Origin of the sequence: uncultured Xylophilus sp., from assembly GCA_913776965.1 — a bacterium.
Classification (GTDB): Bacteria; Pseudomonadota; Gammaproteobacteria; order Burkholderiales; family Burkholderiaceae_C; genus Xylophilus.
On record CAJYQL010000051.1, the window covers coordinates 23,961 to 38,399 of the forward strand.

General features: G+C 72.3%; 8 protein-coding genes. 3 read left to right on the top strand and 5 right to left on the bottom strand.

From position 1 onward, the window contains the following. Positions 1-37: 37 nt before the first annotated feature. Together ligD and QZ500_RS07105 are read right to left on the bottom strand one after the other, a co-directional pair. The gene (gene ligD / locus QZ500_RS07100) at positions 38-2,656 is read right to left on the bottom strand and encodes a DNA ligase D (protein ID WP_295852833.1); all 2,619 of its coding nucleotides are present in this window, start codon (positions 2,654-2,656) and stop codon (positions 38-40) included. A gap of 20 nt (positions 2,657-2,676) precedes the next feature. After that, positions 2,677-3,645 carry a Ku protein gene (locus QZ500_RS07105; RefSeq protein ID WP_295852835.1) on the bottom strand — a complete coding sequence of 323 codons (969 nt, stop codon included), beginning with the start codon at positions 3,643-3,645 and terminating at the stop codon, positions 2,677-2,679. A 174-nt stretch (positions 3,646-3,819) separates the two neighbouring features. Between QZ500_RS07105 and QZ500_RS07110 the strand changes: the two genes are divergently transcribed. Further along, positions 3,820-6,369: an ATP-binding protein gene (locus QZ500_RS07110; protein ID WP_295852837.1), complete on the top strand. Its 2,550-nt coding sequence runs from the start codon at positions 3,820-3,822 to the stop codon at positions 6,367-6,369. 21 nt (positions 6,370-6,390) lie between these two features. Here the strand turns inward: QZ500_RS07110 and QZ500_RS07115 are convergent, their stop codons facing one another. Genes QZ500_RS07115 through QZ500_RS07125 form a run of 3 tightly spaced genes read right to left on the bottom strand, consistent with a single transcriptional unit; the run spans position 6,391 to position 9,728 of the window. Next, the gene (locus QZ500_RS07115) at positions 6,391-7,653 is read right to left on the bottom strand and encodes a YbfB/YjiJ family MFS transporter (RefSeq protein WP_295852839.1); all 1,263 of its coding nucleotides are present in this window, start codon (positions 7,651-7,653) and stop codon (positions 6,391-6,393) included. Positions 7,654-7,683: 30 nt separating this feature from the next. Further along, positions 7,684-9,054 carry a HAMP domain-containing sensor histidine kinase gene (locus tag QZ500_RS07120; protein WP_295852842.1) on the bottom strand — a complete coding sequence of 457 codons (1,371 nt, stop codon included), beginning with the start codon at positions 9,052-9,054 and terminating at the stop codon, positions 7,684-7,686. Further along, positions 9,051-9,728 carry a response regulator transcription factor gene (locus tag QZ500_RS07125; RefSeq protein WP_295852844.1) on the bottom strand — a complete coding sequence of 226 codons (678 nt, stop codon included), beginning with the start codon at positions 9,726-9,728 and terminating at the stop codon, positions 9,051-9,053. Before QZ500_RS07125 ends, QZ500_RS07120 begins: the two co-directional genes overlap by 4 nt. A gap of 118 nt (positions 9,729-9,846) precedes the next feature. Between QZ500_RS07125 and QZ500_RS07130 the strand changes: the two genes are divergently transcribed. Continuing rightward, entirely contained in the window at positions 9,847-11,628 is a 1,782-nt protein-coding gene (locus QZ500_RS07130; RefSeq protein ID WP_295852847.1) for a sulfatase-like hydrolase/transferase, read from the top strand. A gap of 82 nt (positions 11,629-11,710) precedes the next feature. Then, positions 11,711-14,350 carry a response regulator gene (locus QZ500_RS19555; RefSeq protein WP_366762742.1) on the top strand — a complete coding sequence of 880 codons (2,640 nt, stop codon included), beginning with the start codon at positions 11,711-11,713 and terminating at the stop codon, positions 14,348-14,350. Positions 14,351-14,439 lie beyond the last annotated feature (89 nt).

Sequence of the window (14,439 nt, forward strand, 5' to 3'; positions counted from 1 at the left end):
AATAGGACGTTTGCGCAGTACCTGCCTGCGCAAGCAGCTATTCTTTCGATAGCATTTCGAGAGCCGTGTCCAGCGGCTGGGCCGCGGCGGCATAACCGTCCCAGGGCGTGTTGCCGATCTCGAAACGGTCGGCGACCGTCGCCACCGTCCAGTGGGCGCCGCCGGAGAGGGCCGGCAGCTCGTCCCAGCCGACCGGCACCGACACGCCGAGCCCCGGCCGCCCCCGCACCGACCAGGCCGCCACCGTCGTGGCGCCGAAGCCGTTGCGCAGGTAGTCGATGTAGATCCGCCCGACCCGGTTGCGCGGCCCGCTCTTGGCGACGAAGCGGTCGGGAATCACCGTGGCCATGCGCTGCGCCACCTGCTGGCTGAAGTCCTTCACCGTGTCCCAGTCCAGCGCGGGCACCAGCGGCACCACCACGTGCAGGCCCTTGCCGCCGCTGGTCTTGAGGAAGGACACCAGCCCCATCTCGGACAGGAAGGCGTGCAGCAGCTGCGCCGCCTCGCGCACCTGGGGCCAGCCGACACCCTCGCCCGGGTCCAGGTCGAAGGTCATGCGGTCGGGCGCACGGAAACGCGCCGCCCGGCGCCGGCCGGCCGGCACCACCGCGTTCCAGGTGTGGAACTCGACCGTGTTCATCTGCACCGCCGCCAGCAGCGCCTGCGGCGTGTCGATCAACAGGAGCGGCGCATGGCCCGGGTCGTAGGCCGCAGCCAGGCGGCGGGCGCCGGCGATCTCGGTCGCCTCGGCATGCTTCTGGAAGAAAGTTTCGCCGCCGACACCGGACGGCAGCCGCAGCAGGGCCGCCGGCCGCGCGTCCAGGTGCGGCAGCATCAGGCCGGCGGCCTCGGCGTAGTAGCGCAACAGGCCGAGCTTGGTGGTGCCGGACGCCGCGTCGATCACCCGCTCCGGATGGGTGATGCGCAGGCCGGCGAGCGAGACCGGCGGCGTCCTGGGGACGTCGGATGCGGCCGTCGCAGCCTCGGCGGTGGCGCCGGCGGACGCTTCCTGCTCGCGCACGATCTCGCGGGCGGGCTTGTCGGTGCGCAGGCCGTGGAACACCGGATGGCGCAGCGCGCCGTCGCGGGTCCATTCGCTGAAGGCGATCTCGGCCACCAGCGTCGGCCGCACGAAATGCGCGCCGCGCGGCGCCCGCCGGCCGGCGAAGGGCGAGTCTTTCCGCGCCAGCGGATCGAGCCGGCGCCGCAGGTCGGCCAGCGTGTCGGCGTCGAAACCAGTGCCGACCAGGCCAACGTACTGCAGCGCGCCCGCGGCGTCGTGCACGCCGAGCAACAGCGCGCCCAGGCCGCTGCGGGTGCCCTGCGGGTCGGTCCAGCCGCCGATCACGAACTCCTGCCGCCGGAGGCACTTGAGCTTGATCCAGTCGGGAGAGCGGCGGCTGACGTAGGCGCTGTCGCGCCGCTTGCCGATCAACCCTTCGAAGCCGTGCCGGCAGGCTTCGGCCAGCAGATCCTGCGGCGAGCCCTGCAGCGTCTCGCAGAAGCGCACCCGTGCGCCGGGCGTGTTGCCGACCAGCGCCCGCAGCCGGTCGCGGCGGGCCTCGAGCGGCTGGCGGCGCAGGTCCTCGCCATCGCAGAACGGCAGGTCGAAGGCGAAGTACACCAGGTGGTCGGTGTCCTGGCCGTCGAAGGCGCCCTGCAGCGCCTGGAAGTCGGGCGTGCCGCGCGGCCCGGCGGCGACCACCTCGCCGTCGATCCAGCAGTCCGGCAGGCCGAGCGCCTTCAGCCGTGCGGCGAGCGGCTGCATCTTCGGCGTCCAGTCCTTGCCGGTGCGGGTCAGCAGCTGGACCGTGCCGCCCTCGACGCGCACCAGCAGCCGGTAGCCGTCGAGCTTGGCCTCGAACGACCAGGCCTCCGGGTCGGGCGGCGGGCCGTCGACCAGCGTGGCGAGTTCGGGCGATAGGGTGGAAGGCAGGCGGGCGGCGGCCTTGGGGCCCGCGGCAGGTGCTGGCGCCCCCGACAGGTTCGGCTCTGATGCTTTCCGCGTGGATGCGGCTTTCGCAGCGGCCGCAGCCTTCTTGCGCGGCGCCGTGTGCGCTGCCGCCGGCAGGCCCTTGCCGGGCTGGAGCACGCTGTCCGGCTCGGCCGCCAGCACGTCGTAGTCGGCGGTGGCCCGCGCAGCGGCGTCGTCGTCCTTCATCAGCAGCCAGGAGTCGGAGCGCTCGTTTGCGCGCCGCTTCATGCGCACCAGGTTCCAGCGGCCCTGCAGCTTGCGGCCCTGCAGCGTGAACTGCAGCCGGCCGCGCCGGTAGTCGGCGGCCGGGTCGTCGCCCTCGGGCTGCCAGGTGCCGGCGTCCCAGACGATCACGTCGCCTGCGCCGTAGTGGCCTTCGGGGATCGACCCTTCGAAGCCGGCGTACGACAGCGGATGGTCTTCCACCTGCACCGCCATGCGTTTGACCGACGGGTCCAGGCTCGGCCCCTTGGGCACCGCCCAGCTTTTCAGCGTGCCGTCGAGCTCCAGCCGGAAGTCGTAGTGCAGCTGCCGCGCATCGTGCTTCTGCACGACGAAGATGCGCTCGTCGGCCGCCGCCGCAACGGTGCCGCGCGGCTCGGGCGTGGCGGCGAAGTCGCGCTTGCGCCGGTAGTCGGACAGCTCGTCGCGGGACGGATCGGGATCGGCGGCGCGGGGCATGACGGGGGACCGCCGGACCATCAGGCGCGCTTGCGGGCGGGCGCCTTGGCGGCACTGCTGCGGCTGGCGGATTTCGCTGGCGCCTTTTTCGCCGAAGCGGAGCTGCCGGTGGACGCCTTTTTCTTCGCCGCTGTCTTGGCAGAGGACTTTGCGGCCGGCTTGGTCGATGCGGCCCCGCCTCCGCCGCGCCGCAGGCTGCGCTGCAGCAGCTCGGTCAGGTCGATGATTTCGGCGCTTTCGCCCTCGCGGGGCTCCTCGCCGGGGCGCGACACGTCTTCCAGCTTGCCGGCGTCGCGCTTTTCCTGCACCAGCGCCAGGATGCGGTCGCGGAACGAGTCGGTGTAGTCGGCCGGCTTCCAGGCGCCGGCCATGTCGTCCACCAGCCGGCCGGCCATCTCGACCTCCTTGGCCGACACGCCGGCCTGGCGGGTGCCTTCGGGCGGCAGGTCCAGGCCGTCCAGGGTGCGGACCTCGGCCTCCCAGCGCAGCGTGTTGAGCACCAGCGCCGGCCCCGACGGCACCAGCGCCGCCAGGTGCTGCTTGCTGTGCAGCACGAAACGGGCGATGCCGATCAGCTGCTTCTTCGCCAGCGTCTCGCGCAGCAGCGCATACACCTTGGACCCCTTCGCGGCCGGCGCCAGGTAGTAGGGCCGCTCCAGGTAGACGAAGGGAATGTCGGTGGCGGGCACGAAGGCCTCGATGTCGATGGTCTGGGTCGAGCGCGGATAGGCGCCGGCGATCTCGTCCTCGCTCAGCACCACATAGCTGCCGTTTTCCTGCTCAATGCCCTTGACGATGTCGTCCTTGTCGATCGGCTTGCCGGTCTTCTTGTTGATCCGCTGGTAACCGACCGGGTCCATCGAGCGGCGGTCGATCCAGTCGAAGTCGATGCCGCTGTCGGCGGTGGCCGAATACAGGGCCACCGGAATGTGGACGAGTCCGAAGCTGATGGCGCCCTTCCAGAGGGCACGTGACGAGGCGGCGGGCATGCGGCGGGCTCCGATCCGGGGTGCTGGGAATCGTTCCAAGCTATCGACCGGAGACCCATGTCGTCGTAGGACGGCACACCCTGCCGCCGTCGGCCGTTCGAGGCAGGCAAAACCGGAACCGTTTGCAATAATTCCCGCGGTGGTTCACTCAGCCGAACTGCGACCGCCACCACGATGTCCGCCCCCTCCGCCTCCGTCCCCTACACCTCCGACGCGACCGCCGCCGAGTTGCCGGCCGCGCTGCGGGTGGCGGGTTTCGACTGGTCGCGTACGCCCCTCGGCCCCCGCGAATCCTGGCCGGACCTGCTGCATGCGACGGTCGACGTGATGCTCGAGAGCCGGCAGCCCGGCTTCGTTGCCTGGGGTCCCGAGCGCACCATGCTCTACAACGACGGCTATGCGCCGATGCTCGGCAACAAGCATCCGTGGGCGATGGGCCGGCCGTTCGCCGAGGTCTGGGCGGACATCCTCGACGACGTCGGTCCGGTGATGGACCGGGCCTATGCGGGTCAGGCGACCCATATGGACGACATCCGCTTCGTCATGCACGACCGGCACGGCTTCGACGAGGAAGTGCACTTCGCGTTCTCCTACATTCCGGTGCGCGACCGTACCGGTCAGGTGCTGGGCATGGTCTGCACCTGCCGCGAAACCACCCAGACGATCCAGACCGAGCAGCTGCTCGCCTTCCAGCTGGAGCTGGGCGACCGGCTGCGGCTCCTGTCCACCCCGCACGAAGTGCAGTGCCTGTCGGCCGAGATGCTGGCGCGCCGGCTGCAGGCCGGGGCCGCCGGCTACGCCTCGATCGACCGCGACCGGTGCTATGTGCACGCCGCAGTCTGGTCCGACGGCAGCCTGCCGATGAAGCCCGGCCGTACCGGCTCGCTGCGCGAGGCGCCGCAGCTGCTGGCCGAGCTGGACGCCGGGCGCAACGTGGTGCTGCATGATGCGGCGCTCGCCCACGGCGGCTGGCAGAGCGAGCTCGCCGGGCTGGCGCGGGATATCGGCGTGCAGGCCATGATCGTGGTGCCGCTGCACACCGAGGATTGCCTCACCGGATGCCTGTTCGTCGCTGCGTCCGAGCGCCGCCGCTGGACCACCCACGAGGTCGAGCTCGCCCACGACGTAGCCGAGCGCACCTGGACCGCCATGGAGCGCGTCGCCGCCGAAGCCGCGCTGCGAGAAGCGCGCGAGCGGCTGGCCGCCACGCTCGAATCGGCCGACATCGCCACTTGGGACTACGACGCGGTCCAGGACCTGGTCATGCCCGACGACAACCTGGCCGCACTGTTCGGCGTGCCGGCCGAGGAGGTCCGGACCGGTGCACCGCTCGAATCCTTCGTGCTCGGCTGCCATGCGGAAGACCAGGACCGGGTCCGCGATTCACTGCGGGACGCGCTGGCCTGCGGGGCGGACTGGCATTCCGAGCACCGCATCGTGCAGGCGAGCGGCGCGCACCGCTGGATCATGGCCCGCGGCCGCATCGAGCGCGATGCGGAGCGCCGGCCGGTCCGCATGCTCGGCGTGCTGGTGGACATCACCGACCGCAAATATGCCGAGGAGGCCCTGCAGGAGGCCGACCGGCGCAAGGACGAATTCCTGGCGACGCTCGCGCACGAGCTGCGCAATCCGCTGGCGCCGATCCGCAGCGCCGCCCGCATCTCCAGCGACCCGTCGGCCACGCTGTCGCAGCTGCGCTGGTCGCACGAGGTGATCGAGCGGCAGGTGCGCAACATGGCGCTGCTGCTCGACGACCTGCTCGACGTGTCGCGCATCACCCGCGGCATTCTGGAAGTACGGCGCGAACCCACCACGGCGGCGGCCATCGTCGAAGCCGCGCTGGAGACGGCCCGTCCGGTGATCGACGCCCGGCAGCACACGCTGGTGGTGGAAGCCGACCCGATGCCGGTCGCGCTGCAGGCCGATCCGCTGCGGATGGCGCAGGCGTTGTCGAACCTGCTGACCAACGCGGCCAAGTACACCGACCCCGGCGGCCGGATCGTGCTCTCGTCGCGGTTCGAAGGCGGCGCGCTGGTCCTGCGGGTGCGCGATTCGGGCATCGGCATGGCGACCTCGACGCTGCCGCGGGTGTTCGGCATGTTCTCGCAGGTGGAGTCGGCGCTCGACCGGTCCGAGGGCGGGCTGGGCATCGGCCTCGCCCTGGTCAAGGGCATCGTGGAACTGCACGGCGGCACGGTCGCCGCGCACAGCGAAGGGCTGGGGCTGGGCAGCGAGTTCTCGCTCCGGGTGCCGGGCGCCGCCGTCGGCCGCACCGAGGTGGCGGCCCCGGCAGCTGCGCCCGAGGCAGCCGTCCGGCCCGTCGGCCCGCTGCGGGTGGCACTGGCCGACGACAATCAGGACGGCGCCGAAACGCTCGCGGCGCTGCTCGAACTCGACGGCTACGAGGTCCGCATCGCCAACGACGGCCTGGCCGCGCTGGAACTGGTGCGCCTGTGGAAACCGGACGCGGTGTTCCTCGACATCGGCATGCCGGGCCTCAACGGCTACGAGGTGGCCCGGGAACTGCGCAAAAGCGAATCGACGGCCGAAGGCGGTTCGGCGGGCGCGCCTCCGCTGGTGCTGGTCGCGCTCACCGGCTGGGGCGGCGCCGAAGACAAGAAGCGTGCGATGGCGGCCGGCTTCGATTTCCACCTGACCAAGCCGGTCGACCCGGACGCAATCACCGAAATCCTCGCCGGCATCCGCCCTGCGGACGGCGGCTGAGCCGACAACCGACGAACGTTCTCAGTTGCGCCGCAGCGGCCAGCGCCGCGCCATCGCCCCATACAGCACGATGCCGAGCACCAACGCGGCCGCAGCCGCCTCCAGTGCCCAGTCGAATCCCTCCGCCGGGGTGGCACTGCGATGCAGCAGCAGCGCCACCATCGGCGGCCCAGCGATCTGCCCGATGCCGTAGGCCGCAGTCAGCAGCCCGGTGAAGCTGTCGCCGGCGGCCGGCCAGATGCGCCTTGCTTCCTGCAGGGCGTAGAAGGTGATCGCGGTGAACGGCAGGCCGAGCAGCAGGCTGCCGGCCGCGAAACCGGGCGTGCCGGGCCAGCACAGGCCGATGCCGATCGCCCCCGCCTGCACCGCGTAGCAACCGGCCAGCAGCCAGCGCCGGTCCCAGTGCGCGGGCGTGCGGGTGCTGAGCAGCGCACCGAGCGCCACGCCCGCGCCGAACATCGGCCAGAACCAGTCCGGCCAAGGCGAGCCGGCCGGCAACACCGACCGGGCGATCACCGGCAGGAAGGTGGCGGTGACGATGTAGCCCAGTCCTGCCAGTCCGTACGCCGCCGTCAGCAAGGCGCGCTCGGCCCGCTGCGCCGGCGAGGCAGCCCTGGCCGAGGCCGGCGCGGCCGTGGCACCGGCGGGCCGCGCTGCCGCCGCGCCCTGTACCACCGGCCAGACCAGTCCGCACAGGACGGCCGCCAGCAGACCGAAGGCGACCCAGCCGGCCGCGGCACGCCAGTCCATCGCCACCATCGCCCCCGCCGACAGCCCGCTCAGCGTGATGCCGATGCCCGGACCGCAAAAGATCATCCCGCCCATCGCCGGCCGGCCGAGCGCGACCAGCCGCACCATGCACCATCCCGAGACGTTGACGAACACCACCGCGCTGGCGATGCCCGCCGCCAGCCGCAGCGCCGGCCAGCCGGCGGACCAGGGCAGCGCCATGCCCAGCGCCAGCAGGGCCGTGGCGACCAGCCCGGAACGGGCCAGCACCGCGGCACCCGGCGCCCGGCCACCGCGCCGGCCCCACCACGGCAGCGCCATGCAGGCCAGGGCGCCCAGCAGGTAACCCACGTAGTTGGCGGTGGCGAGCCAGCTGCCGCCGGCGAGGTCGATCACCCGGTCGTGCAGCATCATCGGCAGCAGGGGCGTGAAGGCGAAGCGGCCGATGCCCATCGCCGCAGCCAGCGCCGCCATGCCGGCGAGCGCCACCACGATCGGCCGGTCACGCAGTGGGGCAGCGGAAGCGTGCGGGGAAGCGGGCGGAACGGTGACCATGCGGTGACGAGAATACCGCGCGCCTCCGGATCACGCTGGGGCGGCGTTCTCCGCCAGCGGCAGCTCGATCCGCGCCTCGAAACCCGGCGTGCCGTCCGGCAGCGGCGACACCAGCGCCAGCCGTCCCTGGTGGCGCTGCACGATCGTCGCGACGATCGACAGCCCCAGGCCGTATCCGGCCTGCGCATCGGAATCGCGCACGTGGCGCTGGCGCAGCGCATCGAGCCGCGCGGGGGCGACGCCCGGGCCGTGGTCCCGCACCGCGACCACGCCCGCACCGCGCACCGCCAGGTCGATGCGGCCGTCGCCGCCGTAGCGCAGCGCGTTCTCGACCAGATTGCGCAGCGCGATCGCCAGGGCATCGACATCGCCGCGCACCGGCGGCAGCGGCGCGTCGGGCACCCGCAGCTGGAGCCGCTGCTGCAGGGCGGGCGTCTGCCAGAACTCCTCGGCCACGGTGGCGGCGAGCCGCACCAGATCGACCGGCACCTGCGCCAGTACCGCGGCCGATTCGGCCCGCGACAACTGCAGCAGTTTCTCGGTGCGGTGCCGGAGTACGTCGAGCGAACGCACCGCCGCCTCGATGTCCGACGCGGCGAGCGAGCCCTCCAGCGCCGTCTGCAGCCGCAGCCGCACTGCGGCGAGCGGCGTGCGCAGCTCGTGCGCCGCATTGGCGGCGAGCGCCCGCTCCACGTCGAGCGCCTGGGCGAGCCGCTCCAGCAGCCGGTTCACATGCTCGCCGACCGACTGCAGCTCGCGCGGCATGCCCGCCAGCGCCAGCGGCCGCAGGTCGTCGCCGCCGCGCACCGCGATCTCGGCCTCCAGCCGGTGCAGCACCCGCAGTTCGCCGCGCGCCGCCGCGCTTACCACCAGCGCCAGCAGGCCCAGCACCGCCAGCATCGGCAGCGCCAGCCCGAGCATGAACACCCGTACCGCCTGCCGCCGCTCCGACCGGGGATCGGCCAGCTGCAGCAGCAGCGGCCGCAGCGGATGGCGCACCGTGTAGATGCGCCAGCCGGCATGGTTGCGGAAGCCGGGCACCGGCGGCACCGGGTCGAAGATGTGGCTGTGCAGTGCGACCGTCGGCACCAGCAGGGTCTGGCCTTCGGTATCCACCAGCCGGTAGAGCAGCGTGTCGCCGCTGACCAGCGGCGGTGGCTCCAGCACCGGCGGCGCGCCCCGGGCCGGCAGGCCGGCCAGGTCCAGGTTGTGGGTGGCCACGTCGAGCAGCCGCAGCGCGCTTTCTTCCAGCTCCTGGTCGAAATTGCGGTTGATCTCGCGGTGCACGAAACCCACCGCGCCCACCAGGCTGAGCGCCCAGACCGCGGCGACGCAGAGCACCAGCGTGCGGGTGAGCCGCCGCGCCAGCGTGCCCGGCCGGCGGACGGCAGGCGGGGTCACCGGCCGTCCTCCGGCGCGTAGGCGAGCCGATAACCCAGGCCGCGCAGCGTCTGGATGTATTCGCGGCCGAGCTTGCGACGCAGCCGGCTGACGAAGACTTCCAGCGTGTTGCTGTCGGTTTCGCTGTCGAAGCCGTAGAGCGCGTCCTGCAGCGCTTCGCGGGTGTGGATGCGGTCCGGCCGGGTGGCCATCACCCGCAGCAGCGACCACTCCTTGGCGGTCAGCACCACCGGCACGCCGGCCTTGCGCACCAGGTCGCGGGCCAGGTCGATCTCGAGCGCGCCCAGGTGCAGCACCGGCGTGTCGCCGGCGCCGCCGCGCCGCCGCTCGATGGCGCGCAGGCGGGCCAGCAGCTCGCCGGGGTCGTAGGGCTTGACCAGGTAGTCGTCGGCGCCGGCGTCCAGGCCGCGGATGCGGTCGCTCACCTGGTCGCGGGCGGTGAGCACGATCACCAGCGGCGGGTCCGGCAGCGCGCGCAGCATCGGCAGCAGGCCGAGCCCGTCGCCGTCGCCCAGGTGCAGGTCGAGCAGCACCGCGGCGTAGCGGGCGCCGGCCAGCGCGGCACGGGCGCTCGCCAGGCCGTCGGCGGTATCGACCACGAAGGACTTGGCGCGCAGATAGCCGCAGACGGCTTCGGCCAGCGGCAGGTCGTCCTCGACGAGCAGGATGCGCATGGGAAAAAGGGCACGGGACGGGGGAAGCGCCAGTGTAGGCCGGCCCTGCCGTGAAGCTGAACGGATCCTGAGCGCCGCATTCAGGGGCGTTTCAGGCCCGCTGGCTACCGTCGCCGGCATGCTGCCTACCGCCCTTCCATCGCCGCTGCCGTCCGCCGCGCCTCCGTTCGCTCGCGCCCCCCAGACCGCTGCCGGCGGGCCGTTCGCGGCGCTGCGTGCCGCCTGGCGGACACCCCGCTCGCCGCGCGCGGCCGCACTGCTGCTGGCGGCCTGGCTGGTCGTCGTGGCCCACCGCCCGCTGTGGGCGCTGCTCGGCCGGCTGGCCGGCCAGGGCGAGATGGGCGACAACGCTCTCTGGCTCGCCCCGGGCATCGGCCTGCTGGTGTTCGGCGTGACCGCAATCTTCCTGCTGCTGTTCGCCTGGCCGCGGGTGTTCAAGCCGGCGGCCGCGGCCCTGCTGCTGCTGGCCGGCTCGGTGCAGTACTACATGGTGGCGTTCGGCATCGTGGTCGATCCGGGCATGGTCGCCAACGTGCTGCAGACCAACATGACCGAGGTCCGGGACCAGTTCGGCTGGGGCCTCATCGGCCAGTGGCTGCTGGTGGCCGGATTGCCGCTGTGCTGGCTGCTCCCGATGCGCTTCCCGGCCGAGCGGCCGGTGGCCCGGCTGCTGCGCCACGGCCTGCTGCTCGGCCTGATGGTTGGGCTGACCACCGCCGGCGCCCTGGGCCTGTACCGCCAGGTGGCGCCCCTGATGCGCAACCACATGGAACTGCGCTTCATGATGAATCCGGTAAACCCGGTGCTGTCGACGCTGCAGACGGTGACGCGCCCCTGGCGCAAGCACGGCGGCGCGCCGCTGGTGCACATCACCGCCGGCACTGCGCTGGGCCCGAGCTACGCCGCCGCCGGCACCGCGCCCGCAGTCCGGCCGCCGCTCTTCCTGCTGGTGGTGGGAGAGACCGCCCGCGCCGACCATTTCGGCCTGAACGGCTACGAGCGCGACACGACGCCCGAACTCGCCCGGCGCGGCGTCACCAGTTTCACCGCCGTCCGCTCCTGCGGCACCAACACGCTGCATTCTGTGCCCTGCATGTTCTCGCCGCTCGGCAAGGCGGGCTGGGAAGCACGCACCGCCGAACACGAGAACCTGACGGACGTGCTGCAGGCAGCGGGCCTTGCGGTACTGTGGCTCGACAACCAGGCCGGCTGCAAGGGCGTGTGCGACCGCATTCCCCATGCCTCCACCGCCGACGCCTTCGCGCCGGCCGCAGCCGCCGCGGCGGCCCTGTGCCACGACGGCGAATGCCTGGACGAGGTCATGCTCGCCGGCCTCGACGAGCGGATCGCCGCTCTGCCCGCAGAACGGCGCGCCCGCGGCGTCGTCGTCGTCATGCACCAGATGGGCAGCCACGGCCCCGCCTACTGGCGCCGCTCCGCCCCGGAGAACAAGCGCTTCCAGCCCGAGTGCGCCACCCACGCGCTGGCCCAGTGCGACCACCAGGCGCTGATCAACGTCTACGACAACTCGATCGCCGAGACCGACCGGTTCCTCGCCCGCACCATCGACTGGCTCGGCGCCCGCCGCGACCGGCACACGGTCGGCATGCTCTACCTGTCGGACCACGGCGAATCGCTCGGCGAATACGGCCTCTTCCTCCACGGGATGCCCTACGCCCTGGCGCCCGACGTGCAGAAGCACGTGCCTATGGTGCTCTGGCTGGACGCCCCCTTCGCCGCACGGACCGGCACCGACGCGGCCTGCGTGGGGGCCGGCCGCGAGGCGGCGCTGACCCACGACAACCTCTATCCGACGGTGCTCGGCCTGCTGGACGTCCGGACCCCGACCTACCGTCGGCCACTGGACGCTTTTGCTGCGTGCCGCCCGCAGACCGGGTAAGCTCCCGACGCGCCGCCCCGGGGCGGATGGATCCTGGCGCCGCGCGGATATCAGCCCCGTTCTGCCGAGCGTTCCCACCGCCATGTCGTCTTCCCCGCACGTACCGTCCTCCTTTTCCCCATCCGCCGTCGCTTCCGACGGCGTCCTCTGGCCGCCGGGCGGCGGCGAGTGCGGCGCCCTGATCCGCGCGCGCGACTGGTCGGACACGCCGCTCGGTCCGGTGGACCGCTGGTCGCCGGAACTGCGCTCGACCGTCTCGAACATCGTCAATTCGCCGGTGCCGAAGGTCCTGATGTGGGGCCCGGAGCACGTGATGCTCTACAACGACGGCTACCGGGCGATCGCCGGCCAGCACCATCCGGTGGCGCTCGGCGGCACCACGCAGGGCATCTGGCCCGAGATCTGGGACTGGAACCGCGCGATCCTGGAGCGCGGCCTGCGCGGCGAGATCGTCTGCTTCCGCGACCAGGCGATGACGCTGATGCGCGACGACGGCCCGCAGGCGCATGTCTTCGACCTGTTCTATACCCCGATCTACCAGGCCGACGGCCGGGCCGCGGGCGTGATGTGCACCGTGCTCGACGTGACCGACCGCGCCCGGCAGGAAGAAGCGCTCACGGTCAGCAACCGCCGTTTCCGCACCGCGATGGACGCGGTGCACGGCATCCTCTGGACCAACACCGCCGACGGCCGCATGGCCGGCGAGCAGCCGGGCTGGGCGGCACTGACCGGCCAGGCGCCGGAAGAGTACGAGGGTTACGGCTGGTCCCATGCGCTGCACCCTGAAGATGCCGAGGACGCGGTGGTGCACTGGAACATCGCGGTCCAGACCCGCAGCATGTTCGTCCACGAGCACCGGGTGCGCCGCCACGACGGCGCCTGGCGCAACTTCGCGGTGCGCGCGCTGCCGATCACCGCTGCCGACGGCCGGATCACCGAATGGGTCGGCGTGCACACCGACATCACCGAGCAGCGGACCGCCGAGCGGGCGCTGCAGGCGCAGGCCACCGCACTCGCCTCGCAGGTGCGCCACCGCGAGCGCGCCGAGGAGCAGCTGCGCGCCCTGAACGAGAACCTGGAAGCCCGGGTCATCGCCGAGATCGGCGAACGCCGCCAGGCGGAAGCCAAGCTGGCGCAGGCGCAGAAGCTGGAATCGATCGGCAAGCTGACCGGCGGCGTGGCGCACGACTTCAACAACCTGCTGCAGGTGGTCTCCGGCAGCCTGCAGCTGCTGTCGAAGGACATCGCCGGCAACGACCGCGCCGAACGGCTGGTCGCCAACGCGATGGCCGGCGTTTCGCGCGGCGCCAAGCTGGCCGCGCAGCTGCTGGCTTTCGGCCGGCGCCAGGCGCTGGAACCGCGGGTGGTCAACGCCACCCGGCTGGTGCAGGGCATGGACGACATGCTGCGCCGCGCCCTCGGCGGCGCCGTCGAGATCGAAACCGTGCTCGGCGGCGGCCTCTGGAACACCTTCGTCGATCCGACCCAGATCGAGAACGCCCTGCTGAACCTCGCGATCAACGCGCGCGACGCGATGGGCGGCTCCGGCAAGCTGACCGTCGAGCTGGCCAACGCCCACCTGGACGAGGACTACGCCCGCCAGCACGACGAGGTGACGCCCGGCCAGTACGTGATGCTGGCCGTGTCCGATACCGGTTCGGGCATGACACCCGAGGTGATGGCCAGGGTCTTCGAGCCCTTCTTCTCGACCAAGGCCGAAGGCAAGGGTTCCGGCCTCGGACTGTCGATGGTCTACGGCTTCGTCAAGCAGTCGGGCGGCCATGTGAAGATCTATTCGGAGATCGGCCACGGCACGACCGTCAAGCTCTTCCTGCCGCGCGCGGCACAGGCCGAGGACATGCCGGTGCGGGTCGATACCGGCAACATCGTCGGCGGCACCGAGACGGTGCTGGTGGTCGAGGACGATGCCGAGGTGCGCGAGGTCGTGGTCGCGATGCTGTCGGACCTCGGCTACCGGGTGCTGCAGGCGTCCGATGCGGCCAAGGGACTGGCGGTGATCGAGAGCGGCATTCCGGTCGACCTGCTGTTCACCGACGTGGTGATGCCCGGCACGCTGAAGAGCCCCGAGATGGCCCGGCAGGCGCGCCAGCGTATCCCCGACCTGGCGGTGCTGTTCACTTCGGGCTACACCGAGAACTCGATCGTCCACGGCGGCCGGCTCGACGCCGGTGTGGAACTGCTGTCCAAGCCCTACTCGCGCGAAGCGCTGGCCCGCCGGGTGCGCCATGTGCTGGTCAACCGCGCGCAGCGCCAGCAGGCGCCCGCACCGGCGGCACGCCCGGCAGCGGCACCGGTGGCCGATGCCGCCGCGACCGGCTGCGTAGTGCTGCTGGTGGAAGACGATCCGCTGATCCGCAGCACCTCGGCCACGATGCTGGCGGACGCCGGTTACACGGTGGTCGAGGCCGGCAGCGCCGAAGACGCCGGCACCCTGGCGGAGCGTCACCACCCTGTGGCGGTGGTGACCGACATCAACCTGCCGGGCCGGTCCGGCACCGAACTCGCCGCCCAGCTGCGGGCGCGCAGGCCCGGCCTTGCGGTCGTATTCGCGAGCGGCGATGCCTCGCCGCTGCCGCGCGGCGAACTCAGCGGCAGCGTGATCCTGGCCAAGCCCTACGACGCGGCCGCCCTGGCCGCGGCGGTGCGGTCCGCAATCGATGGCGCCGCCACGGTAGCGCCAGCCGCCGCCGAGGCCCGGTGACCGGCCGGCCGCCGGAGTCACCGCCGCCGGCCGGCCCGCCGCCCCGCACGCCCGACGGCCGCTACATCGTCGTCCGGGGCCGGCTCTGG

What these genes read in the sequence shown, in the direction of transcription:
- ligD (WP_295852833.1), bottom strand. Translation starts at nt 2,656, where the DNA reads ATGCCCCGCGCCGCCGATCCCGATCCGTCCCGCGACGAGCTGTCCGAC.
- QZ500_RS07105 (WP_295852835.1), bottom strand. Translation starts at nt 3,645, where the DNA reads ATGCCCGCCGCCTCGTCACGTGCCCTCTGGAAGGGCGCCATCAGCTTC.
- QZ500_RS07110 (WP_295852837.1), top strand. Translation starts at nt 3,820, where the DNA reads ATGTCCGCCCCCTCCGCCTCCGTCCCCTACACCTCCGACGCGACCGCC.
- QZ500_RS07115 (WP_295852839.1), bottom strand. Translation starts at nt 7,653, where the DNA reads ATGGTCACCGTTCCGCCCGCTTCCCCGCACGCTTCCGCTGCCCCACTG.
- QZ500_RS07125 (WP_295852844.1), bottom strand. Translation starts at nt 9,728, where the DNA reads ATGCGCATCCTGCTCGTCGAGGACGACCTGCCGCTGGCCGAAGCCGTC.
- QZ500_RS07130 (WP_295852847.1), top strand. Translation starts at nt 9,847, where the DNA reads ATGCTGCCTACCGCCCTTCCATCGCCGCTGCCGTCCGCCGCGCCTCCG.
- QZ500_RS19555 (WP_366762742.1), top strand. Translation starts at nt 11,711, where the DNA reads ATGTCGTCTTCCCCGCACGTACCGTCCTCCTTTTCCCCATCCGCCGTC.